The following is a 19006-nucleotide window of genomic DNA, read 5'->3' as shown; positions in this document are numbered from 1 at the left end:
GTAATATGAGCACATTTTCTCCCCGCGAAATCGTTTCGGAACTCGATCGCTTCATCATCGGCCAGAAGGACGCCAAGCGCGCCGTGGCCATTGCCTTGCGCAACCGCTGGCGCCGCCAGCAGCTGGAAGGCCAGATGCGCGAAGAGGTGATGCCGAAGAACATCCTGATGATCGGCCCGACCGGGGTCGGCAAGACCGAGATCTCGCGGCGTCTGGCGCGGCTCGCCGGCGCGCCCTTCGTTAAGGTCGAGGCCACGAAATTCACCGAGGTCGGTTATGTCGGCCGCGATGTCGAGCAGATCGTGCGCGATCTCGTCGAGGTCGCCATCGGCCTGACGCGCGAGAAGATGCGCGAGGACGTCGCCGCGCGCGCCCAGATCAACGCCGAGGAACGCGTCCTGGAAGCGCTGGTCGGCAAGACGGCGAGCCCGGCGACCCGCGACTCCTTCCGCAAGAAGCTGCGCGACGGCGAGCTCGACGACAAGGAGATCGAGATCGAGGTGGCCGACACCGGCACCGGCGGCATGCCCGGTTTCGAGATCCCCGGCATGCCGGGCGCCAATGTCGGCGTGCTCAACATCAACGACATGCTGTCGAAGGCGATGGGCGGCCGCAGGACCAAGACCCGCAAGACCACGGTGCGCGATTCCTACGCGGTGCTGGTCAACGACGAGTCCGACAAGCTGCTCGACCAGGACGAGGTGGTGCGCAGGGCGCTGGAATCGGCCGAGAATGACGGCATCGTCTTCCTCGACGAGATCGACAAGATCGCCGCCAGGAGCGACATTTCGGGCGGCCCGTCGCGCGAAGGCGTGCAGCGCGACCTGCTGCCGCTGGTCGAAGGCACCACGGTCGCGACCAAGTATGGGCCGATCAAGACCGACCATATATTGTTCATCGCTTCGGGCGCCTTCCATGTCTCCAAACCGTCCGACCTGCTGCCCGAGCTGCAGGGCCGCCTGCCCATCCGTGTCGAGCTGCGCGCGCTGGAGAAGGCGGATTTCATCCGCATCCTCACCGAGACTGAGGCGAGCCTCATCAAGCAGTATATCGCGTTGATGAAGACCGAAGGCGTCGAGCTGACCTTCACCGACGACGCCATCGATTCGCTTGCCGGCATCGCCGTCGATCTCAACGCCAGCGTCGAGAACATCGGCGCCCGGCGCCTGCAGACGGTGATGGAGCGTGTGCTGGACGAGATTTCCTACGACGCGCCCGACCGCCACGGCACGGCCGTCACCATCGACGCCGCCTATGTCGAGAAGCATGTCGGCGACCTGTCGCGCAACACCGACCTGTCGCGGTTTATTCTTTAAGCTCTATCGGGTTCGGGCTGGCTTCCGGCCGGCCTGAAACGCCCGTCCAATGCCCCAATTTCGGGCCGGCTCAGGCCGGCCTGAAACGCCCTTCCAATCCAAAGTGTGGCCAAATGGAAGCATCTGGCCACCATTTTCGCTAGCAGCTCGAAGCCTTCTCTCGACTCTGCCATGCGCTTTACCTAGTTTGCCGCGCATTCGAAGGCGGCGGCGTATGAAGAAACTTATCCTGCTTTTTCTCGGCATGGCCCTGGCGGCGGCGGTGGCAACCGCCGATGCCGCGACCATCGTGCCCCCAGGTAACCGCAACAGCGTGCAGCCGGATATTCCAGGCGCCTCCAGCCGGCGCACCCAGGCCACCAACACCACCTTCCAGGCCAAGTACCGCAAGGTCTACGCGCTGTTGCAGAATGATGCCGAGCTGCGCGGCAAGATCAGGAAGGCGGCAGCAGCCTACGGTATCGATCCCATGCATATCGTCGGCGCCATCGTCGGCGAGCATACCTACAATGTCGACGCCTACGACCGTCTGCAGACCTATTACGTGAAGGCGATCTCCTATTTGTCGAGCAAGCTCTCTTTCGCCTATCACGGCGAGGACGTCTCGGATTTCATCCAGCGGCCGGAATTCGAGAAATGCGCCGGCATGGACGACAGCTACGACCTTTGGGAATGCCGCGAGCAGGTGTGGAACCGCGCCTTCCGCGGCAAGAGCGTCGGCGGCGAGGATTTCCCCAACGATCGCTTCGGCGCCACCTTCTTCCAGCCTTATTATGCCGGCCAGACCTTCGGCCTCGGCCAGTTGAACCCGCTGACTGCGTTGCAGATGAGCGACCTCGTGCACAAGGTCTCAGGCTTGCCCAGGCTCGACGTCAGCGATCCCAACGCGGTCTACAAGACCATCATGGACCCGGACCTGACGCTGCCCTACGTCGCCGCGACCATCAGAAAGTCCATCGACGCCTACCGCGGCATCGCCGGCTTCGACATCTCGAAAAATCCGGGCCTGACCGCCACGCTCTACAATGTCGGCAACCCCGAAGAGCGCGCTTATGCTCTGAAGGCCGAGAACGACAAGCGCCGCGCCGCCGGCGAGCCGGAAAAGCTGCCCGAAGAAAATTATTACGGCTGGTTGGTCAACGACAAGCTGGATGAGCTGAAGGCGCTGTTTTAGGGCGTCACATTCGCGCTGCCCCTCAAGACCCGCGACCCCATCCTTTCGTCATTCTAGGGCGGAGCAAGGAGCGAAGCGACGCGCGCAGACCCTAGAATCCATGCCGTGACATTGGCCGGAGAATGCAGCGGTCCAGAATAGCCGCCGATAACGGCGCCAGCTAAGATCGCCAGATGACCGGCTGTGTCTACATGACCGCAAGCCAGAAAGGCGGCACGATCTATATCGGTGTCACCAACAACCTGGCGCGTCGGATGTCGGAGCACAAGACTGGCCAAGGCTCCAGCTTCACCAGCCGCTATGGTGTGCAGCGTTTGGTCTGGTACGAGGAGTATTTCGACATCGCCGATGCCATTCAGCGTGAGACGTCGTTGAAGCGCTGGCCACGGCGATGGAAGGTCGAGCTCATAGAGAAAGCCAACCCGGAATGGTTCGAGCTCTTTCGCGGAATTGGCTGGTGATCGTTCTGCGCCGCTGCGGTGCTCGTGCGTCACGGCATGGATTCTAGGGTCTGCGCGCGTCGCTTCGCTCCTTGCTCCGCCCTAGAATGACGAAGGATATGCCGGCAGGCAGATGAGGGGCAGCGCGACCTCCCCCGATTAGGGAAAATCACGCCGCCAGCAGCGACTTCAGCTTGACCGCTTGCGAGCCGAGCGCTTCCGGCGCCGGGCTCGCCCGCTTGGCGATCAGCATTTCCGCCAGCCGGATGTCGCGCGCCACCGCATTGCCGGGGCCGATGCCGCTGGCGGCCACCAGCCTGCCATCCTCGGCCAAGTGGAACAGGATGAAGGCGCCGTCGTCGAGGTCGCGCCGCACGATACTCTTGCCTTCGTCCGACAGCCCGGCGATCTGCAGGGTCAGCCCATACTGATCCGACCAGAACCACGGCACGGCGGCATGCGCCTCTTCGGCGCCCAGCATGTTCTTCGCGGCCAAGGCGCCCTGTTCCTGGGCGTTGCGCCAGGCTTCGAGGCGCACGCGCCGGCCGCCATAGACGGCAAGCGGGAACGAGCAGCAGTCGCCCGCGGCGAAGATATCCGGGTCGGCGGTGCGCAACTGCTCGTCGACTGCGATGCCGTTGTCGATCGCCAGTCCCGCCTCAGCGGCAAGCGCGGTCACCGGCACGGCGCCGATGCCGATCACCGCGAGATCGGCGACGATGGCCTGCCCGTCGGCCAGCGTGATGCTGACCTCCGCGCCGTCATCGGCAATCGCCGCTATCCCTTGGCCGGTGCTGATCGCAACGCCCTCGGCCTCATGCGCCTTGTGGATGATCTCGGCGATCTCGGCCGGCACGCCGCGCATCAGGATGCGCGGCTGGGCCTCGATGACGGTGACGGCGGCGCCGAGCTTGCGCGCCGCGGCGGCAAGCTCGAGGCCGATGAAGCCGCCGCCGATGATGGCGACGCGGTTGCCGGCGCTGAGATGAGCGCGAATCGCCAAAGCGTCGTTGAACGTCCTGAGATAGACGCAACGCCCTCCGAGACCCGGCATCGGCAGCGTGCGCGGCACGGATCCGGTCGCCAGCAAAAGCTTTTGATAGGAAAGGGAGGATCCATCCGACAGTTGCACGACATGCGCGGCACGATCGATCGCGACGGCCCGGACGGAATGGATGTGGCGGATCGCGCGCTCGGCGAACAGCGCGTCGGTGGCGATCGCCTTGATCGAAAGCGCCTCGCCAGTCATCGCTTCCTTCGACAGCGGCGGCCGCTCATAGGGCAGATGCGGCTCGTCGCCGACCAGCGTGACCGGCCCTTCGAAGCCGAGATCGCGCAGGGCGAGCGCGGCGCGCCCGCCGCATTCGCCAGCTCCGATGACCACCATTCCTCCCGTCATCAGCGTCACCCGACCTGAACAAGAACTTTGCCGGCGTCGACCTTGACCGGATAGGTCTTGAGGTTGACGCAGACCGGCGCGCCGCGCGCGTCACCGGTCTTGTAATTGAAGCGGCCGTTGTGCTTCGGGCATTCGATGATGTCGTCCATCACCAGCCCGTCGGCCAGATGCACCTTTTCATGCGTGCACAGCCCGTCGGTCGCGAAATATTCGTCGTCGGGGCTGCGGTAGATGGCGAAGGTGCGGCCGGCATGGTCGAACCGCATCACGTCCTCTTCGTCGATGTCTCCGGCCGCGCAGGCCTCGACCCAGTCGCTCATCTCGTTCTCCGCGAAAATCGGTTGGTTAAGCTCTTCGGCAGATCACTCGGCCGCTGCCGCCACCGGATTGTCGTTGTGCAGCTCTTCCCGGTAGGGCTTCGCCGTCGGCGGCAGCGCGCGCTTGAGGAAATAATCCTCGTTGCGCAGCTGGCGCAGGAAGGCCGGGATCATCTCGCGATAGCCGGCCAGGATCGACGGCGTCGGCGCCGGCAGATCGTGCTTGATCATCTCGTGCAGCCTCGGCAGCGCGTGGTAGGGCACCATCGGGAACATGTGGTGCTCCACATGGTAGTTCATGTTCCAGTAGATGAAGCGGCTGACCGGGTTCATGTAGACGGTGCGGCTGTTGAGCCGATGGTCGATGACATTGTCGGCGAGCCCGCCATGCTGCAGCAGTCCGGTCATGACGTGATGCCAGGCGCCGTAGAGGCGGGGCAGGCCGATCAGCAGCAGCGGCAGCCAGGAATGCAGATAGAGCGCCGGGGTGATGGTCGCGATATAGATGGCGAGCCATAGGCGGGCGACGCGGATGGCCTTCGGCTGTTCCTGTTCGGGGATGAAGGTCTTGTCCGCCGCGCTGATGACGCCGGCGGCGTTGCGCAGCATGTCGATCATGGCATGCCATGCGTCGAGAATGCCGAAGAAGTTCAAGACAACGCGCAGCAGATCCGGCGGCCGCATGACGGCGATTTCGGGATCGCGGCCGACGATGATGGTGTCGGTATGATGGCGTGTATGGCTCCAGCGCCATGTCACCGGATTGCGCATGATCATGAAGCAGGCGAGCTGGTAGACGGCGTCGTTCATCCACTGGGTGCGGAAGGCCGTGCCATGGCCGCATTCGTGCCAGCGGGAATCGGTCGAGGACCCGTAGAGCGTGCCATAGACGAAGAAGAATGGCACGCACCACCAGCTGCCCCAGAACCAGGCGCCGCCCGCGCCGCTGAGGATCAGCGCGCCGAGCCAGATGATGGTGTCGCGGATCGCCGGCTGGTCGGAGCGCTGCATCAGCTCCTTCATCTGCTTGCGCGGGATCTCGGTATGGTACCACTCGGCCGCCGCCAGCCCGTTCTCGACCGCGAGCTTGGCGTCGCGGCCGGTCAGGCTGTAGTCGCGTGGCGACGCCGACGAAGACGTCATGGCAGTCATTGAGCTTCCTCCAACAGCGCCTGGCGAACGGTTTGGCAGGTCTGGGCTCGTTCATGGCCGGCTTCCACTTCACCATACCGCCGGCCCATGATAGTCTCAACATCAGGAAGATAGTTTCTATCATTTCCTATCAGAGTGAGATATGCTGAGTCGGACAGGCAATGGAGCATTCATGGCAAAGCGGCCGACCATTAGCGATCTCGCGCGCGTCTCGGGCGTCAGCGTCGCCACCGTTGACAGGGTGCTGAACAGCCGCCTGCCGGTGCGCGAGGAGACGGCGCACCGGGTGTATGAGGCCGCCACCGAAATCGGCTACCACGCGGCGGGGCTGATCAAGCAGCGGATGCGCCAGGAATTGCCGGAATACCGGCTCGGCTTCCTGCTGCTGAGGGGCAATGACGTCTTCTATGGCGATTTTGCCAGGGAGCTCGAGCTGGCGGTTTCGCAGTCGCAACGTTTCCGCGGCACTGCCGCGATCGACTTCGCCACGTCGCTGGCGCCCGATGAGATTGCGGGCCAGATGCGCAGGCTGGCGGCCAAGTCGAGAGCCATCGCTGTCGTCGGCCCGGATCACCCGACGCTGACGGCGGTGGTGGAGGCGCTGAAGGCGAGGGGGCAGCCGGTCTTCTCGCTGCTGTCCGATTTTGCCGCCGGCATCCGCGAGGGCTATGTCGGTCTCGACAACCGCAAGGTCGGACGCAGCGCCGCATGGATGATCGCCAAGGCCGCCAGGAAGCCGGGCAAGGTGGCGCTCTTCGTCGGCAGCCACCGCTTCCATGGCCACGAGCTGCGCGAGATCGGCTTCCGCTCCTATTTCCGCGAGCACGCGCCGGATTTCACCGTGATGGAAACGCTGGTCAACCTCGAGGCGAATGACGTGACGCATGACGCCATGCTCGATCTTCTGGCGCGCCATCCCGATCTTGCCGGTTGCTATGTCGCCGGCGGCGGCATGGAAGGCGCCGTCTCGGCGCTGAGAACGGCGAACCCGGCCGATATGCCGGTCGTCATCTGCAACGAGATCAACGCCGTCTCGCGCGCAGCACTTGCCGACAACATCCTCACCATGGTGATCTCGACGCCGCTCGCCGCGCTCTGCCGGGAACTCCTGGGGCTGATGGCCCATGCCATCGAAAGCGGCGCCGCCAATGCGCCGGGGCAGACCTTCCTGCCCTTCGATATCTATCTGCCGGAAAACATCTAGTAGCTCCGCCGCAGGAATTTTGATCCGTCGCCCGTTTGCGTTGGCAGGCGGCACGCGTTGGAGATTGGCCGAAGCGCCCATCGCGTCGATTCGCTCCTTGCTTCGCCATAGTTCACCATAGAATGACGAGGTTGGGGCGGCTTCAGACAATTCCCGGCGTTTGCAATGGCGTCGATGTGAAAGAATCCATCAGGCTGATGGATTCTTTCATGGCGATTTGCTTCGATTCGGGCTCGGGTTTCGACGATCGGGACCGAAAAACCGGCCAATCTCGTCGGAATCGCCCTTGACGTTTCCAAAACGAAATGGAATAAATATTTCACTAACTAGGCTTTTTGGTTCTTTCGTTCCGGAACGCCTGTGCGAACGGAGGAAGAGGCGTTCCAGTCGAGTTGGGACGCCGCATGGCCGCAGGAGAGATTCCCCGGGCAAACCGGGGATTCCGGTTCAAATGGGTGCAGCCGGACACCAAGTGGAGGAGAATAAAATGAAGAAACTGCTTTTGGGCGTCGCGCTTTCGGCGCTGATGTGTTCATCCGCCTTCGCCGCCAAGATCGGCGTTTCGATGGCCAAGTTCGATGACAACTTCCTGACCGTGCTGCGCAACGGCATGATCGCGCAGGCCAAGGGCATGAGCGGCGTCGAATTGCAGGTCGAGGATGCGCAGAACGACGTGGCCAAGCAGCTCGACCAGATCAAGAACTTCGCCGCCTCGGGTGTCGACGCCATCATCGTCAATCCGGTCGACACCTCGGCCACCCAGGCAATGTCGGACGCGGCCGCCGCGGCCAAGGTCCCGCTGGTCTATGTCAACCGCCAGCCGGTCAATGTCGACCAGCTGCCGGACAACCAGGCTTTCGTCGCGTCGAACGAGGCGGAATCCGGCACGCTCGAGACCAAGGAAGCCTGCCGCCTGTTCAAGGAAGCCGGCAAGAAGGAAGCCAATGTCTACGTGATCATGGGCGAGCTCTCGAACCAGGCCGCGGTGCAGCGCACCAAGGACATCGAGGAAGTCATCGCCACGCCGGACTGCAGCTTCATCAAGATCATCGACAAGCAGACCTCGAACTGGGATCGTGACCAGGCGCAGAACCTGATGACCAACTGGCTGTCGTCGGGCAAGGCGTTCGATGGCGTCATCGCCAACAACGACGAAAGCGCCATCGGCGCCATCCAGGCGATGAAGGCCGCCAACATCGACATGAAGTCGGTGGTCGTCGGCGGCGTCGATGCCACCCAGGACGCGTTAGCCGCGATGCAGGCAGGCGACCTCGACGTGACGGTCTTCCAGGACGCTGCCGGCCAGGGCGCCGGTGCGCTCGATGCGGCGCTGAAGCTCGCCAAGGGCGAAAAGGTGGAACACAAGGTCTATATCCCGTTCCAGCTCGTCACTCCGGCGAACATCGATAAGTTCTTGAAGAAGAACTGAGGCGCGCCGGCGCAATTCCAGGAACGGTTTCGGTACGGAATTGCGTGAAGACAAACCGCGGAGTGGTGCCGCGACGCATCGGACTGGCTGAAATCGGCTGCTGGCGAAGCGGCGCCGCTCTGTTCCTCTCCCGCCCGACAGGGCGGGAGAACGGGGCGCGGTCATTCGGAGGAAGAAGACGTGTCACAGACATCGCATGGCATTGGCGGGTTGAGCTATGACGCCAAGAAGCGTCCATGGCCGGCCGAGTTCAACGTATTCCTGGCGCTGGTCATCCTCGTCGTCGCCTTCGAGTTGATCGGCCGCGTCTTCCTCGGCGACAGCTTCCTGTTCAACACGCGCGAGAATGTGTCGGGCCTCTTCAACGAGCAGCGCCTGCAGATCATCATCCTGCAGGTCTCGATCGTCGGCATCATCGCCATCGGCGTCACCCAGGTCATCATCTGCGGCGGCATTGACCTGTCCTCGGGCTCGATCGTCGGCGCCACCGCCATGATCGCCATGAGCTTCGCGCAGGTTGCGACCGTCAACGGCAATCCCAATCCCAAGGCGATGTTCATCGATTATGGCTGGACCGACCTGCCGGTCATCGTGCCGGTGCTGGTCGCGATCGGCTGCGGACTGATCGCCGGCCTGATCAACGGCCTGTTGATCGCCTATACCCGCATTCCGCCGTTCATCGCCACGCTCGGCATGATGGTCACCGCCCGCGGCATCGCAAAATGGTGGTCGAAGGGCCAGCCGATCTCGTTCCCGACCGACAGCTTCGCGGCCATCGGCAAGGGCCTGATGCCTGTCGTCATCTTCATCTCGCTGGCGCTCCTGTTCCAGCTTATCCTGAGCTATACGAAATATGGCAAGCATTGCTATGCGATCGGCTCCAACGAGGATGCCGCGCGCATGTCGGGCATCAAGATCGCCAATCACAAGGTGCTGGTCTACGCCATCGCCGGCATCCTCGCCTCGCTTGCCGCCGTGGTGCTCTGCTCCAAGAACCTCACCGCCCAGGCCGGCATGGGTGTCATGTACGAGCTCGACGCCATCGCCATGGCGGTCATCGGCGGCGTTTCGCTGTCGGGCGGCCGCGGTTCCATCATCGGCACCGTCATCGGCTCGCTGATCTTCGGCGTCATCATTTCCGGCTTCACCTTCCTGCGCCTCGACGCCTACTATCAGGAGATGGTCAAGGGCGTGATCATCGTCGGCGCGGTCGTTCTCGATCAATGGCGCCAGCGCCGCCGCGCGATAGGAGCTTGACCATGTCCGACATCGTTCTGAAGACCGAAAACCTGACCAAGCATTATGGCGGCGTGCACGCCTTGCAGGAGGCGAATTTCGAGCTGCGCAAGGGCGAGCATGTCGCCATCATGGGCGACAACGGCGCCGGCAAGTCGACCTTCGTGCGCCAGATCACCGGCGTCGAGCAACGCACCGACGGCAAGATCTGGTTCGACGGCAAGGAAGTGAACTTCGCCGGCCCGATCGAGGCGCGCGAGGCGGGCATCGAGACCGTGTTCCAGAACCTTGCGCTGGCCGACGATCTCGACGTGCCGTCGAACCTGTTCCTTGGGCGTGAGAAGGTACTCTTCAACCTCGGGCCGTTCTCGATCCTCGACCGCAAGGCGATGCGCAAGGCGACCGAGGCGGCGCTGATCCGCACGGCGGTGAAGATCCCCAACCTCTCCAGCACCATCCGCCACATGTCGGGCGGCCAGCGCCAGTGCGTGGCGATCGCCAGGACCGCGACCTTCGCCTCCAAGCTGATCATCATGGACGAGCCGACGGCAGCGCTCGGCGTGCAGGAAACCGCGCAGGTCGAAAACATCATCCGTACGCTGAAGGAAAACGGCGAGCCACTGATCCTGGTCAGCCACAACATGCGCCAGGTGTTCGACCTGGTCGACCGCATCGTAGTCTTCCGCCGCGGCCGCATCGTCGCCAATTTGCGCAAGCAGGACACCGACGGCAACGACATCGTCGCCTACATCACCGGCGCCAAGACCGGACAGGCGGAGCTTCAGGCCGCCTGACGGACGCCGCGACGGATCAACCAATCATCCGCGCCGGCGGCGCGGACAGCTTTCTGAACCATCACGAAGGATATTCCATGACTCTCCGCTTCGCTCTTCTCGGCGCCGGTCGTATCGGCAAGGTGCATGCCCGCGCCGTCGGCTCAAATCCGCAGGCAAAACTGGTTGCCGTGGCGGATGCCTTCGAGAAAGCGGCGACCGACCTCGCCTCCGCCTACGGCGCCGAAGTGCGCACGATCGATGCCATCGAGCAGGCCAAGGACATCGACGCCGTCATCATCTGCACCCCGACCGACACCCATGCCGACTTGATCGAGCGCTTCGCCAAGGCCGGCAAGGCGATCTTCTGCGAGAAGCCGATCGATCTCTCCGTCGAGCGGGTCGAAAAATGCCTGGCCGTTGTCGAGGAGACCAAGGCCACGCTGATGGTCGGCTTCAACCGCCGCTTCGACCCGCATTTCGCCGCCGTGCGCAAGGCGATCGACGACGGCGCCATCGGCACCGTCGAGATGGTCACCATCACCTCGCGCGATCCGGGCGCCCCCCCGCTCGACTACATCGCCCGCTCGGGCGGCATTTTTCGCGACATGACCATCCACGATTTCGACATGGCGCGCTTCCTGCTCGGCGAGGAGCCGGTTGCGGTGAGCGCGCATGCTTCGGTGCTGGTCGACAAGAAAATCGGCGAAGCCGGCGATTTCGATTCGGTCAGCGTCATCCTCGAGACCGCCTCCGGCAAGCAGGCCGTCATTTCCAATTCGCGCCGCGCCACCTATGGCTACGACCAGCGCATCGAGGTGCACGGCTCCAAGGGCATGGTCGCGGCCGAGAACCAGCGGCCGGTGTCGATCGAGCTCGCCAACGACAAGGGCTACACCCGTCCGCCGCTGCACGACTTCTTCATGACCCGCTACATCGACGCCTATGCCAACGAGATCGCCTCTTTCATCGCCGCGGCAACCGCCGGCAAGAAGGCGGCGCCGAGCGGGAAGGACGGGCTGATCGCGCTGAAGCTGGCCGACGCGGCTTTGCAGTCGGCCAAGACGGGCAAGACCGTCCGCGTCGATTGAAATTTGAATACGGATTGAGGAGCAGAGCGATGAACGGTTTGGCCGGTCGCAATTCACAAACGCGCGCCATCGTCACCGGCGGCGCGCAGGGCATCGGCTTCGCGGTTGCGGAAGCGCTTGCCGATGAGGGCTGCCGCGCGCTGGCGCTGATCGGCCGCTCGCAGGAAAAGGGCGACAGAGCGGTCGCGGCGCTGAAGAAGAACGGCGTCGACGCCATCTTCATCAGCGCCGATGTCGCCAAGGTCGCCGACTGCAAGCGCGCCGTCGAGACCGCGATCAAGCATTTCGGAACGCTGAACGCGCTGGTCAACGCCGCCGCCACTTCCGCGCGGGGGTCGCTAGTGGAGACCACCGAGGAACTCTTCGACCAGATCTTCGACACCAACGTGCGCGGCCCCTTCTTCCTGATGCAGGGCCTCGTCGCGCATCTGCTCGAACGCAAGGCGCCGGGCTCGATCGTCAACGTGCTGTCGATGTCGGCGCATGCCGGCCAGTCCTTCCTGACACCCTATTCGACCAGCAAGGGCGCGCTGATGACGCTGACCAAGAATGTCGCGAGCGCTTATCGGCGGAACCGCATCCGCTGCAATGCGGTGCTGCCGGGATGGATGGACACCGAGGGCGAAGCGATCGTGCAGAAAAAATGGCACGGAGCGTCGGATGACTGGTTGGAGAAGGCCGAGGCCGCGCAGCCCATGGGCCAGCTGGTCAAGCCCGCGCAGCTTGCCCGGCTGATCACCTACATGCTGAGCCCGCAGGCGGGCGTCATGACCGGCTCGCTGGTCGACTATGATCAGAACATAGCCGGGGTGGTCGGGGAGTAGAGCAATTCCAGGAAAAGTGTGAAGCGGTTTTCCGTTCGGAATTGCGTCAAACGAGACACGTGACAAGCGCTTCGGTATCGACTATATGAACCGCATGATCCACCTGACCGCCTCGTTTTGGTACTTTTATTTCAGCTCGCTGGCGGCGGGAGGATTGCGCTCGATCTGAAAACTCCAGATCGAAAATCCGACAAGCCGCCAGACCTGGCGGCTTTTTTTGTTTGAGCCGGCAGGTCTCCTAAACCGGGAGCAGAAAGCCGTGTTGACCACCACAGACGACCTTCGGGTCACCGAAATCAGAGCCTTGAGCACGCCGGACGAGGTGATGCGCGAGATACCGCGCTCGCTCACCGCGACGCGCACCGTCGCCGCCTCGCGCAACGCCATCCATTCGATCCTCTCGGGGGCCGACGATCGACTGCTTGTCATCGTCGGCCCATGTTCAATCCACGATCCGGTCGCGGCCGTTGACTATGCCAGCCGTCTGGCGGCGCTGCGCGAGGCCCTGGCCGACCGGCTCGAGATCGTCATGCGCGTCTATTTTGAAAAGCCGCGCACCACGGTCGGCTGGAAGGGCCTGATCAACGATCCCGACCTCGACGGCAGCTTCAACATCGAAAAGGGGCTGCGCATGGCGCGCAACGTTCTGTCGGCCGTCAACAATCTCGGCCTGCCGGCGGCGACCGAATTCCTCGACATGACCATCCCGCAATACATCGCCGACCTCGTCGCCTGGGGCGCGATCGGCGCGCGCACCACTGAAAGCCAGATCCATCGCGAGCTGGCCTCGGGCCTCTCCTGTCCCGTCGGCTTCAAGAACGGCACCGACGGCAATCTCAGGATCGCCGGCGAGGCGGTGAAATCGGCCGCCCAGCCGCATCATTTCATGGCGGTGACCAAGGGCGGCCGCAGCGCCATTGCGGCAACCACCGGTAACGAGGATTGCCATGTCATCCTGCGCGGCGGCATTCAGCCGAACTATGATGCCGCAAGCATCGACGCCGCTGCCGCCGAGCTTGGCCGCATCGGCGTCGCGCCGCGGCTGATGATCGATGTCAGCCACGCCAACAGCGCCAAGAAGCCGGAGAACCAGCCGAAGGTCGCGCATGACGTGGCGGGCCAGGTCGCTGCGGGCGACGAGCGCATCATCGGCGTCATGATCGAGAGCAATCTCGTCGCCGGCCGGCAGGACGTCGTGCCCGGCAAGCCGCTCGTCTACGGCCAGAGCATCACCGACGGCTGCATCGACTGGGCGACCACGGAAACGGTGCTGCACGGCCTCGCCGGCGCCGTCGAATGGCGGCGGTCCGTGAAGCGCGAAATGCTCGCCAGCCGGCAGGGTGCGGCTTGAGCGAAATGGAGAGGGCGGCGATCACGCCGCCCTCAAACCTTCCCGGCCGTGAATATCGAAACGGCAAACAGCAGCAGCCCTGCCATGCGCCCGGCGAGAACGGTCGCGCGGGGATTGGCCACAAGCATCTGCCTGCTGCGCCCCGCCGTGACGGCGAGCCCGCCATAGATCGCGGCTTGCGTGGCGACCGTCAGCAATCCCATGATCGTCGCCTGCATCCAGATCGGACCGTAAGCCGGCTTCAGGAATTGCGGATAGACGGCAAGGATGAAGAGATAGGCCTTCGGATTGATCAGGCAGGTGACCAGGCCCTGGCGAAACGCCTTCCAGGCCGAGCGGCTCCCCGTTGGTCCGTTGTCGCCGACGGTGATCGAGCTGCGCATCAGCGAAATGCCGATATAGGCCATGTAGGCGGCGCCGGCGATCAGCAGGGGCGTGAACAGGATCGGCACGAAATGCATGAGCAGCCCGACGCCGATCGCGCCGTTCAGCGTGTGCACGGCGCCTCCGAGCATAATGCCGGCGGTGGCGGCCAAGCCCCTGTTGCTGCCGCCGGTCAGCGCATTGGCCAGCACGAACAGCATGTCCATGCCCGGAACGGCGATGATGCCGAACAGAAGCACGAAGAACAGCCAGAGATTTTCGCCATAGCTCATGTCAGTTGCCTGTCGCATTATCTGCTTGCGCGAAAAGGAATCTGTTGCTTTTCAAGCGGGTAGGCGACTCTATAGGTCACTCCAACTGACGGGGATGTGTCAGTTGCGTTCTGATCGGGCCAAGGAAATGCGCAAGGCCTCGCGGCTGTTCGAGATCATCCAGATCCTGCGTCTGGCCAAGAAGCCGGTGACGGCGGCGACGATCGCCGGGCATTTGGAAGTCACCGTACGCTCGGTCTATCGCGACATCGCGGCCCTGCAGGCGATGCGCGTGCCCATCGAGGGCGGGCGCGGCATCGGCTACATACTGCGCCCTGGCTTCGACCTGCCGCCGCTGATGTTTTCCATCGAGGAGATGGAAGCGATCGTCCTGTCGCTGGCGTTGCTGGAGCGCACAGGCGACGACGAACTCAAGCAGGCTGCGAAACGCGTCGGCGCCAAGATCGCCGGCGTCGTGCCGCAGCCTTTGCGGCAGACGCTCGACGCCAATGCGCTCCATGCCTGGGGCTTTGCCGCGCCCTCAGCGTCGGCCGTCGACCTCGCTTTGGTCCGCCGCGCCATCCGCGACGAGGAGAAACTCAGCCTCTCCTATCGCGACGAGGCGGGACGGCCGACCGGCCGCATCATTCGCCCGGTCGCCCTGATCTACTATGCCGAAACCGCCAACATCGTCGCCTGGTGCGAGTTGCGGCAGGCCATCCGCAATTTCCGCAGCGACCGCATCGAGGATTGCCGGGCGGCCGGCCGATGGTTCAAGGGCGAAGGCGACCGGCTGCGGCAAGTGTGGGTCGACGGCTGGGAGATCAACGCCCCGGCGGCCGCCGGCAACTGACGCGTTGCCGCCTTATGTCTCAGGGAACGATGCCGCGGCAGGCCCAGGCGACATTGGCGAAGGATCGCGGGCCATCGGGTCGACCGGCTTGATAGGCATCGCGGACGGCGGCCTCGACACGCTCCCGCTCGGCCGCGTCCAGCGTGGTCATATATTTGCCGAGCGGACCTTCGCCAGCGCCGATCGGCGTCCAGAAGTCGTCGAAATCCGCGTAGTCCATGCGGATCATCAGCTCGGCCTCGGTGACATCGACGAGACCCTGCTCGACAAAGGTCCGCTTCATCTCGCCCGGCTGCATCATCGGCTGGAAGCAATAGCGGTTGCGCAGCTGACGCCCGCTTTCGCTGAGCGCCGCAACTGTGTCGATCATCATGCGCATCCCGGTCATGCCGCCGTAATGGTCCCAGACCACGGCCGCGACCACACCGCCCGGCCGCGTCACGCGGCGCATCTCGGCCACCGCCTTGCCGGCCTCCGGCACGAAGTGCAGCACCAGCAGCGCCAGCGCGCGGTCGAACGCATCATCGGCGAACGGTAAGGCGGTGGCATCCGCCTGCTGGATGGTGACGCGCGGATCGGTGTTCCTGTCCTTCGCCGCCGCGACGAAGACCGGCGAGAAGTCGATGGCCTGGATATCGGTGAGATCGCCTGACTTCGCCAGCTCGAAGGTCAGGCTGCCGGTGCCGCAACCCACGTCGAGGACTTTTTCGCCGCCGGCCAGACCGGCGAAATCGATGAACTTGGGCGCGAGCCTGCGGCTCCAGCGCCCCATCAGTTGCTCATAGCCCGACGCCGCGTGAACGGTGAAACTTGATGTCATCCCGCCCTCCCTTCGCTGATGTCAGCCTAGACTTCCACGGAAGCCATGCCAAGCAGCCAAAGCAGCGGATCGTTCCGTGACCGCACACAAGCGGTGGGCCCTGGCGGCCCGGCACGTTGCCGGGACTGTGCACAGAAGCTAATATGGCGCCGGACCCTCGCGAAAATTGGGGGACGGGGTGAGCAAGATCCTGATTTGCGGTGGAGGCGTAATCGGGTTGTGCACGGCGGCCATGCTTGGCCGCGATGGTCATGACGTGACGGTCCTCGAGGCCGATCCGGCGGACCGGCCTTCGAGTTCCAGTCAAGGATGGGACTGGGAGCGCCCCGGCGTTGCGCAGTTCAGGCAGCCTCACAACCTCAGCTCGCGTTTCCGGATGGTCGCCGATCAGGAGCTGCCGGGGCTGACGGATATTTTGCTGCGTGCCGGCTGCGTCTGGATGGACTTCTTCGACCCCCGATCGTTGCCCCCGACAATAATGGACAGGGCGCCCCGCCCGGGCGACGAAGCCATGCGCTTCGTCACCGGCCGGCGGCCGGTGATCGAGTGGGCCACAGCAGAGATGGCGCAAGCTGCGCCCAATGTGACCGTCCGGCGGGGGATCAAGGTTCGCGAGCTGATCACGGGAGCCTCAGCCATTCCCGGCGTGCCGCATATTGCGGGCGTTCGCACGATGTCCGGTGAGGAGATTCGCGCCGACCTGGTGGTTGATGCGATGGGGCGGCGAAGCCCTGCCTGCGAATGGATCGTTGCGGCCGGAGGCCGCAGTCCGAGCGAGGAAGCTGAAGACAGCAATTTCGTCTATTTCACTCGCTATTTTACGGGCAAGCAGCGGCCGCGCCGAAAGGGCCGCCTGCTCACTCCGATGGGACTGTTCTCGATTCTCACGCTGGATGGCGACAACGACACCTGGTCGGTCACCCTGTTCACCTCCGCGAGAAACAAGGCCATGCGGGCTTTGCGCGACGCCGCCACCTTCCACCGTGTCGCAACGGCATGTCCGATGCAAGCCCATTGGCTTGACGGCGAGCCAATCACGCATGTCCTTCTGATGGCGGGCGTTCTCGACCGCTACCGGCGGTTTGTCGTCGACGGCCAGCCTGTCGTCACCGGGTTTGCGGCTGTGGCCGACGCCTGGGCCTGCACCAATCCGTCCGCCGGGCGGGGATTGAGCGTCGGCCTTCTGCACGCGCAGGTGCTTAGGAATATCGCTCGCCGGCACATCGGCGACCCTGCCGAATTCTCGCGGGAATACGATGTCGAGACCGAGCGCCAGGTCGGCCCGTTCTATCGCAACCAGATCGCCGCCGACCGTGCCCGGATCGCGGAGATGGACGCCCTGGCGGACGGCCTTCCTGTTCCGCCGCCGAATCCGGTCATGGCCCGGCTTTTCGCCGCCGCAAGCGAGGATGCTGACGTGTTTCGCGGCGTGATCGAGATCGCCATGTGCGTTTCGCTGCCGCAGGATGTCGTCGCCAGACCGCATGTCGCGGCAAAACTGGCCGAACTGGACGGTCGTCCCTTGCCGCCGAATCCCAACATCATCGATCGCGACCGTATGGCATCGCTACTTGCCGGCTGATCTTTCCGCAATCCAGAGTCGACTGGCGGGTTAAAAGCTTATCGGGGACGTCGACGACGAAGACTTCGCTCACGCAGGCGTCGTTTTGCCGGTCGAGAGAGCGTCGAACACTTCGCCCGTTTCGGCCACGAGCGTTCGCACCAGTTGTCCGGCCGGAAGCTCCCTGTTCAGCGCCGCCGCCTGCCCATAGAGATGGAAGGTGAAATCCTTGTCGCCGCCGAGCGGAGCGCTGAGCGCGACCATTTGCGGGAAGTCCGGAACGGGCACCCTGCTCTCCTCCATTTCCAGGGCGTAGCGGGTGCGTCTCGCGCGCGCCGCGCGGCCGGTGAAGGCATCGGTGACCATCGTGTCCATGTCGGTCGCCGTGCGGATCAGGGCGCGGCGCGGTGCGTCCGTGCCGGCTTCGTCGCAGGACAGGAAGCCGGTGCCGATCTGCACGCCGCTGGCGCCAAGCGCGAAAGCGGCCGCTATGCCGCGGCCGTCGGCGATGCCTCCCGCGGCAATGACCGGGAGTTCGACGGCATCGACGACCTGGGGAACCAGTGCCATCGTTCCAACGCCGTCGCCAGGACCATTGGGAGCATGCGAACCGCGGTGACCTCCCGCCTCCCAGCCCTGGGCTATGACCGCGTCGGCTCCACCGTCGGCGAGCTTGCGCGCCTCGGCGACATTCGTCGCGGTGCCGATGATTGCGATCCCGGCCTGCTTCAGCCTGCCGATGGCAGCCACATCCGGAATGCCGAAATGAAAGCTCACGACCGGCGGCTGGATCTCGAGCAGCAGTCCAAGCTTTTCTTCGTCGAAACCTGGTCCGATCGGCGGAAGCCTCCGCGAGGGTTCGCCGAGCGACAGCTCCTCATAGTAGGGCCGCAACCTGTCGATGACCTGGGTCAGCACGGTGTCGCCGGTGTCGGGTCTGGGAAAAACAAAGAAGTTGAGGTTGAAGGGACGCACGGTCAAGGCGCGCATCTGGCGCGCAACGTGGCGCAGGCCATCCGGCAGCATCGATGCGCATCCGAGCGACCCCAGCCCACCGGCATTGCTCACCGCGGCGGCGAGTTCCGGCGTCGCCGAGCCCGCCATCGGCGCCTGGATGATCGGATGCTCGATCTTGAAAAGATCGCATAAACGGCGGTTCGGCCACATGAGCGTTTTTCCTGTTGGGAAGGAACACACGCTCACTCATCATAGGCCGGTCTCGGGGCCGGGTCATCGGAATTGTGCGGGTACACTCCCCACGCTCTCCCGTTCCACCAGCGGGCACTCCAGCTTGGTGATGGGATAGCGGCCGCGGCCAGGCGTCGGCGGCGTTTCGAGCTGCTCGATCGCCCATTGGCCCATCGCCAGATGCTGCAAGGTCGTCAGCGGCGGGAAGTGATGGCGGGCGATCTCCTCGTCATGCAACTCGCC

At 64.1% G+C, this 19006-nt stretch carries 17 protein-coding genes and 2 pseudogenes; 12 read left to right on the top strand and 7 right to left on the bottom strand.

The annotated features are described in order from the left end of the window. Nucleotides 1-5: 5 nt before the first annotated feature. The 3 genes from hslU to LB520_RS23370 all read left to right on the top strand — a co-directional run bounded on the left by hslU (nt 6) and on the right by LB520_RS23370 (nt 2951). A complete protein-coding gene (hslU, locus tag LB520_RS23380) occupies nt 6-1316 on the top strand; it encodes an ATP-dependent protease ATPase subunit HslU (RefSeq protein ID WP_224525955.1) in 1311 nt (436 codons plus the stop codon). Between the two features lie 214 nt (nt 1317-1530). Further along, entirely contained in the window at nt 1531-2490 is a 960-nt protein-coding gene (locus LB520_RS23375) for a DUF1402 family protein (protein WP_224639539.1), read from the top strand. A gap of 173 nt (nt 2491-2663) precedes the next feature. Next, nucleotides 2664-2951 carry a GIY-YIG nuclease family protein gene (locus LB520_RS23370; protein WP_224639538.1) on the top strand — a complete coding sequence of 96 codons (288 nt, stop codon included), beginning with the start codon at nt 2664-2666 and terminating at the stop codon, nt 2949-2951. 148 nt (nt 2952-3099) lie between these two features. Here the strand turns inward: LB520_RS23370 and LB520_RS23365 are convergent, their stop codons facing one another. From LB520_RS23365 to LB520_RS23355, 3 genes are read right to left on the bottom strand one after another with little or no spacing between them, the layout of a single operon-like run. Then, nucleotides 3100-4329, bottom strand: a complete 1230-nt coding sequence (locus LB520_RS23365) for an NAD(P)/FAD-dependent oxidoreductase (RefSeq protein ID WP_140843567.1) — start codon at nt 4327-4329, stop codon at nt 3100-3102. A gap of 5 nt (nt 4330-4334) precedes the next feature. Further along, a complete protein-coding gene (locus LB520_RS23360; RefSeq protein ID WP_140674315.1) occupies nt 4335-4649 on the bottom strand; it encodes a MocE family 2Fe-2S type ferredoxin in 315 nt (104 codons plus the stop codon). 42 nt (nt 4650-4691) lie between these two features. Further along, on the bottom strand, nt 4692-5798 hold the full coding sequence (locus tag LB520_RS23355) for a fatty acid desaturase family protein (protein ID WP_181174824.1): 1107 nt from the start codon (nt 5796-5798) through the stop codon (nt 4692-4694). Between the two features lie 172 nt (nt 5799-5970). On the opposite strand from LB520_RS23355, the gene LB520_RS23350 reads away from it, so the two are divergent. From LB520_RS23350 to LB520_RS23320, 7 genes are all read left to right on the top strand, one after another. Further along, nucleotides 5971-7002: a LacI family DNA-binding transcriptional regulator gene (locus LB520_RS23350; protein ID WP_140843569.1), complete on the top strand. Its 1032-nt coding sequence runs from the start codon at nt 5971-5973 to the stop codon at nt 7000-7002. Between the two features lie 487 nt (nt 7003-7489). Continuing rightward, nucleotides 7490-8431 (top strand): sugar ABC transporter substrate-binding protein, encoded by a 942-nt coding sequence (locus LB520_RS23345; protein WP_095768205.1) that lies wholly within the window; start codon nt 7490-7492, stop codon nt 8429-8431. A 180-nt stretch (nt 8432-8611) separates the two neighbouring features. Next, on the top strand, nt 8612-9688 hold the full coding sequence (locus tag LB520_RS23340; protein WP_095768206.1) for an ABC transporter permease: 1077 nt from the start codon (nt 8612-8614) through the stop codon (nt 9686-9688). Nucleotides 9689-9690: 2 nt separating this feature from the next. After that, on the top strand, nt 9691-10461 hold the full coding sequence (locus LB520_RS23335) for an ATP-binding cassette domain-containing protein (RefSeq protein ID WP_140858779.1): 771 nt from the start codon (nt 9691-9693) through the stop codon (nt 10459-10461). Nucleotides 10462-10538: 77 nt separating this feature from the next. After that, nucleotides 10539-11531: an inositol 2-dehydrogenase gene (iolG, locus tag LB520_RS23330; RefSeq protein ID WP_224639537.1), complete on the top strand. Its 993-nt coding sequence runs from the start codon at nt 10539-10541 to the stop codon at nt 11529-11531. Nucleotides 11532-11560: 29 nt separating this feature from the next. Further along, a complete protein-coding gene (locus LB520_RS23325; protein ID WP_224639536.1) occupies nt 11561-12355 on the top strand; it encodes an SDR family oxidoreductase in 795 nt (264 codons plus the stop codon). Between the two features lie 259 nt (nt 12356-12614). Beyond that, entirely contained in the window at nt 12615-13706 is a 1092-nt protein-coding gene (locus tag LB520_RS23320) for a 3-deoxy-7-phosphoheptulonate synthase (protein ID WP_224639535.1), read from the top strand. A 21-nt stretch (nt 13707-13727) separates the two neighbouring features. Here the strand turns inward: LB520_RS23320 and LB520_RS23315 are convergent. After that, nucleotides 13728-14362, bottom strand: a pseudogene (locus LB520_RS23315) (LysE family translocator). Between the two features lie 127 nt (nt 14363-14489). On the opposite strand from LB520_RS23315, the gene LB520_RS23310 reads away from it, so the two are divergent. Then, the gene (locus LB520_RS23310) at nt 14490-15194 is read left to right on the top strand and encodes a helix-turn-helix transcriptional regulator (RefSeq protein WP_224639580.1); all 705 of its coding nucleotides are present in this window, start codon (nt 14490-14492) and stop codon (nt 15192-15194) included. Nucleotides 15195-15213: 19 nt separating this feature from the next. Here the strand turns inward: LB520_RS23310 and LB520_RS23305 are convergent, their stop codons facing one another. Beyond that, nucleotides 15214-16014 (bottom strand): class I SAM-dependent methyltransferase, encoded by an 801-nt coding sequence (locus LB520_RS23305; protein ID WP_224639533.1) that lies wholly within the window; start codon nt 16012-16014, stop codon nt 15214-15216. Nucleotides 16015-16192: 178 nt separating this feature from the next. Between LB520_RS23305 and LB520_RS23300 the strand changes: the two genes are divergently transcribed. Then, complete coding sequence (locus tag LB520_RS23300) at nt 16193-17596, top strand: FAD-dependent oxidoreductase (protein WP_224639532.1); 1404 nt, start codon at nt 16193-16195, stop codon at nt 17594-17596. Nucleotides 17597-17665: 69 nt separating this feature from the next. Here LB520_RS23300 and LB520_RS23295 read toward each other — a convergent pair whose 3' ends face one another. Together LB520_RS23295 and LB520_RS23290 are read right to left on the bottom strand one after the other, a co-directional pair. Further along, complete coding sequence (locus LB520_RS23295) at nt 17666-18742, bottom strand: NAD(P)H-dependent flavin oxidoreductase (RefSeq protein WP_224639531.1); 1077 nt, start codon at nt 18740-18742, stop codon at nt 17666-17668. A gap of 63 nt (nt 18743-18805) precedes the next feature. After that, a pseudogene (locus tag LB520_RS23290) lies at nt 18806-18994 on the bottom strand (LacI family transcriptional regulator); the annotation flags it as partial. Nucleotides 18995-19006: the final 12 nt, after the last annotated feature.

The sequence above is a fragment of the Mesorhizobium sp. CA12 genome (assembly GCF_020165255.1).
GTDB lineage: Bacteria > Pseudomonadota > Alphaproteobacteria > Rhizobiales > Rhizobiaceae > Mesorhizobium.
This window is presented reverse-complemented; position numbering and strand designations above follow the sequence as displayed.

Bases quoted from the DNA above. Each gene is read 5' to 3' on its own strand.
- hslU (WP_224525955.1), top strand. From the start codon at position 6: ATGAGCACATTTTCTCCCCGCGAAATCGTTTCGGAACTCGATCGCTTC.
- LB520_RS23375 (WP_224639539.1), top strand. From the start codon at position 1,531: ATGAAGAAACTTATCCTGCTTTTTCTCGGCATGGCCCTGGCGGCGGCG.
- LB520_RS23370 (WP_224639538.1), top strand. From the start codon at position 2,664: ATGACCGGCTGTGTCTACATGACCGCAAGCCAGAAAGGCGGCACGATC.
- LB520_RS23365 (WP_140843567.1), bottom strand. From the start codon at position 4,329: ATGACGGGAGGAATGGTGGTCATCGGAGCTGGCGAATGCGGCGGGCGC.
- LB520_RS23360 (WP_140674315.1), bottom strand. From the start codon at position 4,649: ATGAGCGACTGGGTCGAGGCCTGCGCGGCCGGAGACATCGACGAAGAG.
- LB520_RS23355 (WP_181174824.1), bottom strand. From the start codon at position 5,798: ATGACTGCCATGACGTCTTCGTCGGCGTCGCCACGCGACTACAGCCTG.
- LB520_RS23350 (WP_140843569.1), top strand. From the start codon at position 5,971: ATGGCAAAGCGGCCGACCATTAGCGATCTCGCGCGCGTCTCGGGCGTC.
- LB520_RS23345 (WP_095768205.1), top strand. From the start codon at position 7,490: ATGAAGAAACTGCTTTTGGGCGTCGCGCTTTCGGCGCTGATGTGTTCA.
- LB520_RS23335 (WP_140858779.1), top strand. From the start codon at position 9,691: ATGTCCGACATCGTTCTGAAGACCGAAAACCTGACCAAGCATTATGGC.
- iolG (WP_224639537.1), top strand. From the start codon at position 10,539: ATGACTCTCCGCTTCGCTCTTCTCGGCGCCGGTCGTATCGGCAAGGTG.
- LB520_RS23325 (WP_224639536.1), top strand. From the start codon at position 11,561: ATGAACGGTTTGGCCGGTCGCAATTCACAAACGCGCGCCATCGTCACC.
- LB520_RS23310 (WP_224639580.1), top strand. From the start codon at position 14,490: ATGCGCAAGGCCTCGCGGCTGTTCGAGATCATCCAGATCCTGCGTCTG.
- LB520_RS23305 (WP_224639533.1), bottom strand. From the start codon at position 16,014: ATGACATCAAGTTTCACCGTTCACGCGGCGTCGGGCTATGAGCAACTG.
- LB520_RS23295 (WP_224639531.1), bottom strand. From the start codon at position 18,742: ATGTGGCCGAACCGCCGTTTATGCGATCTTTTCAAGATCGAGCATCCG.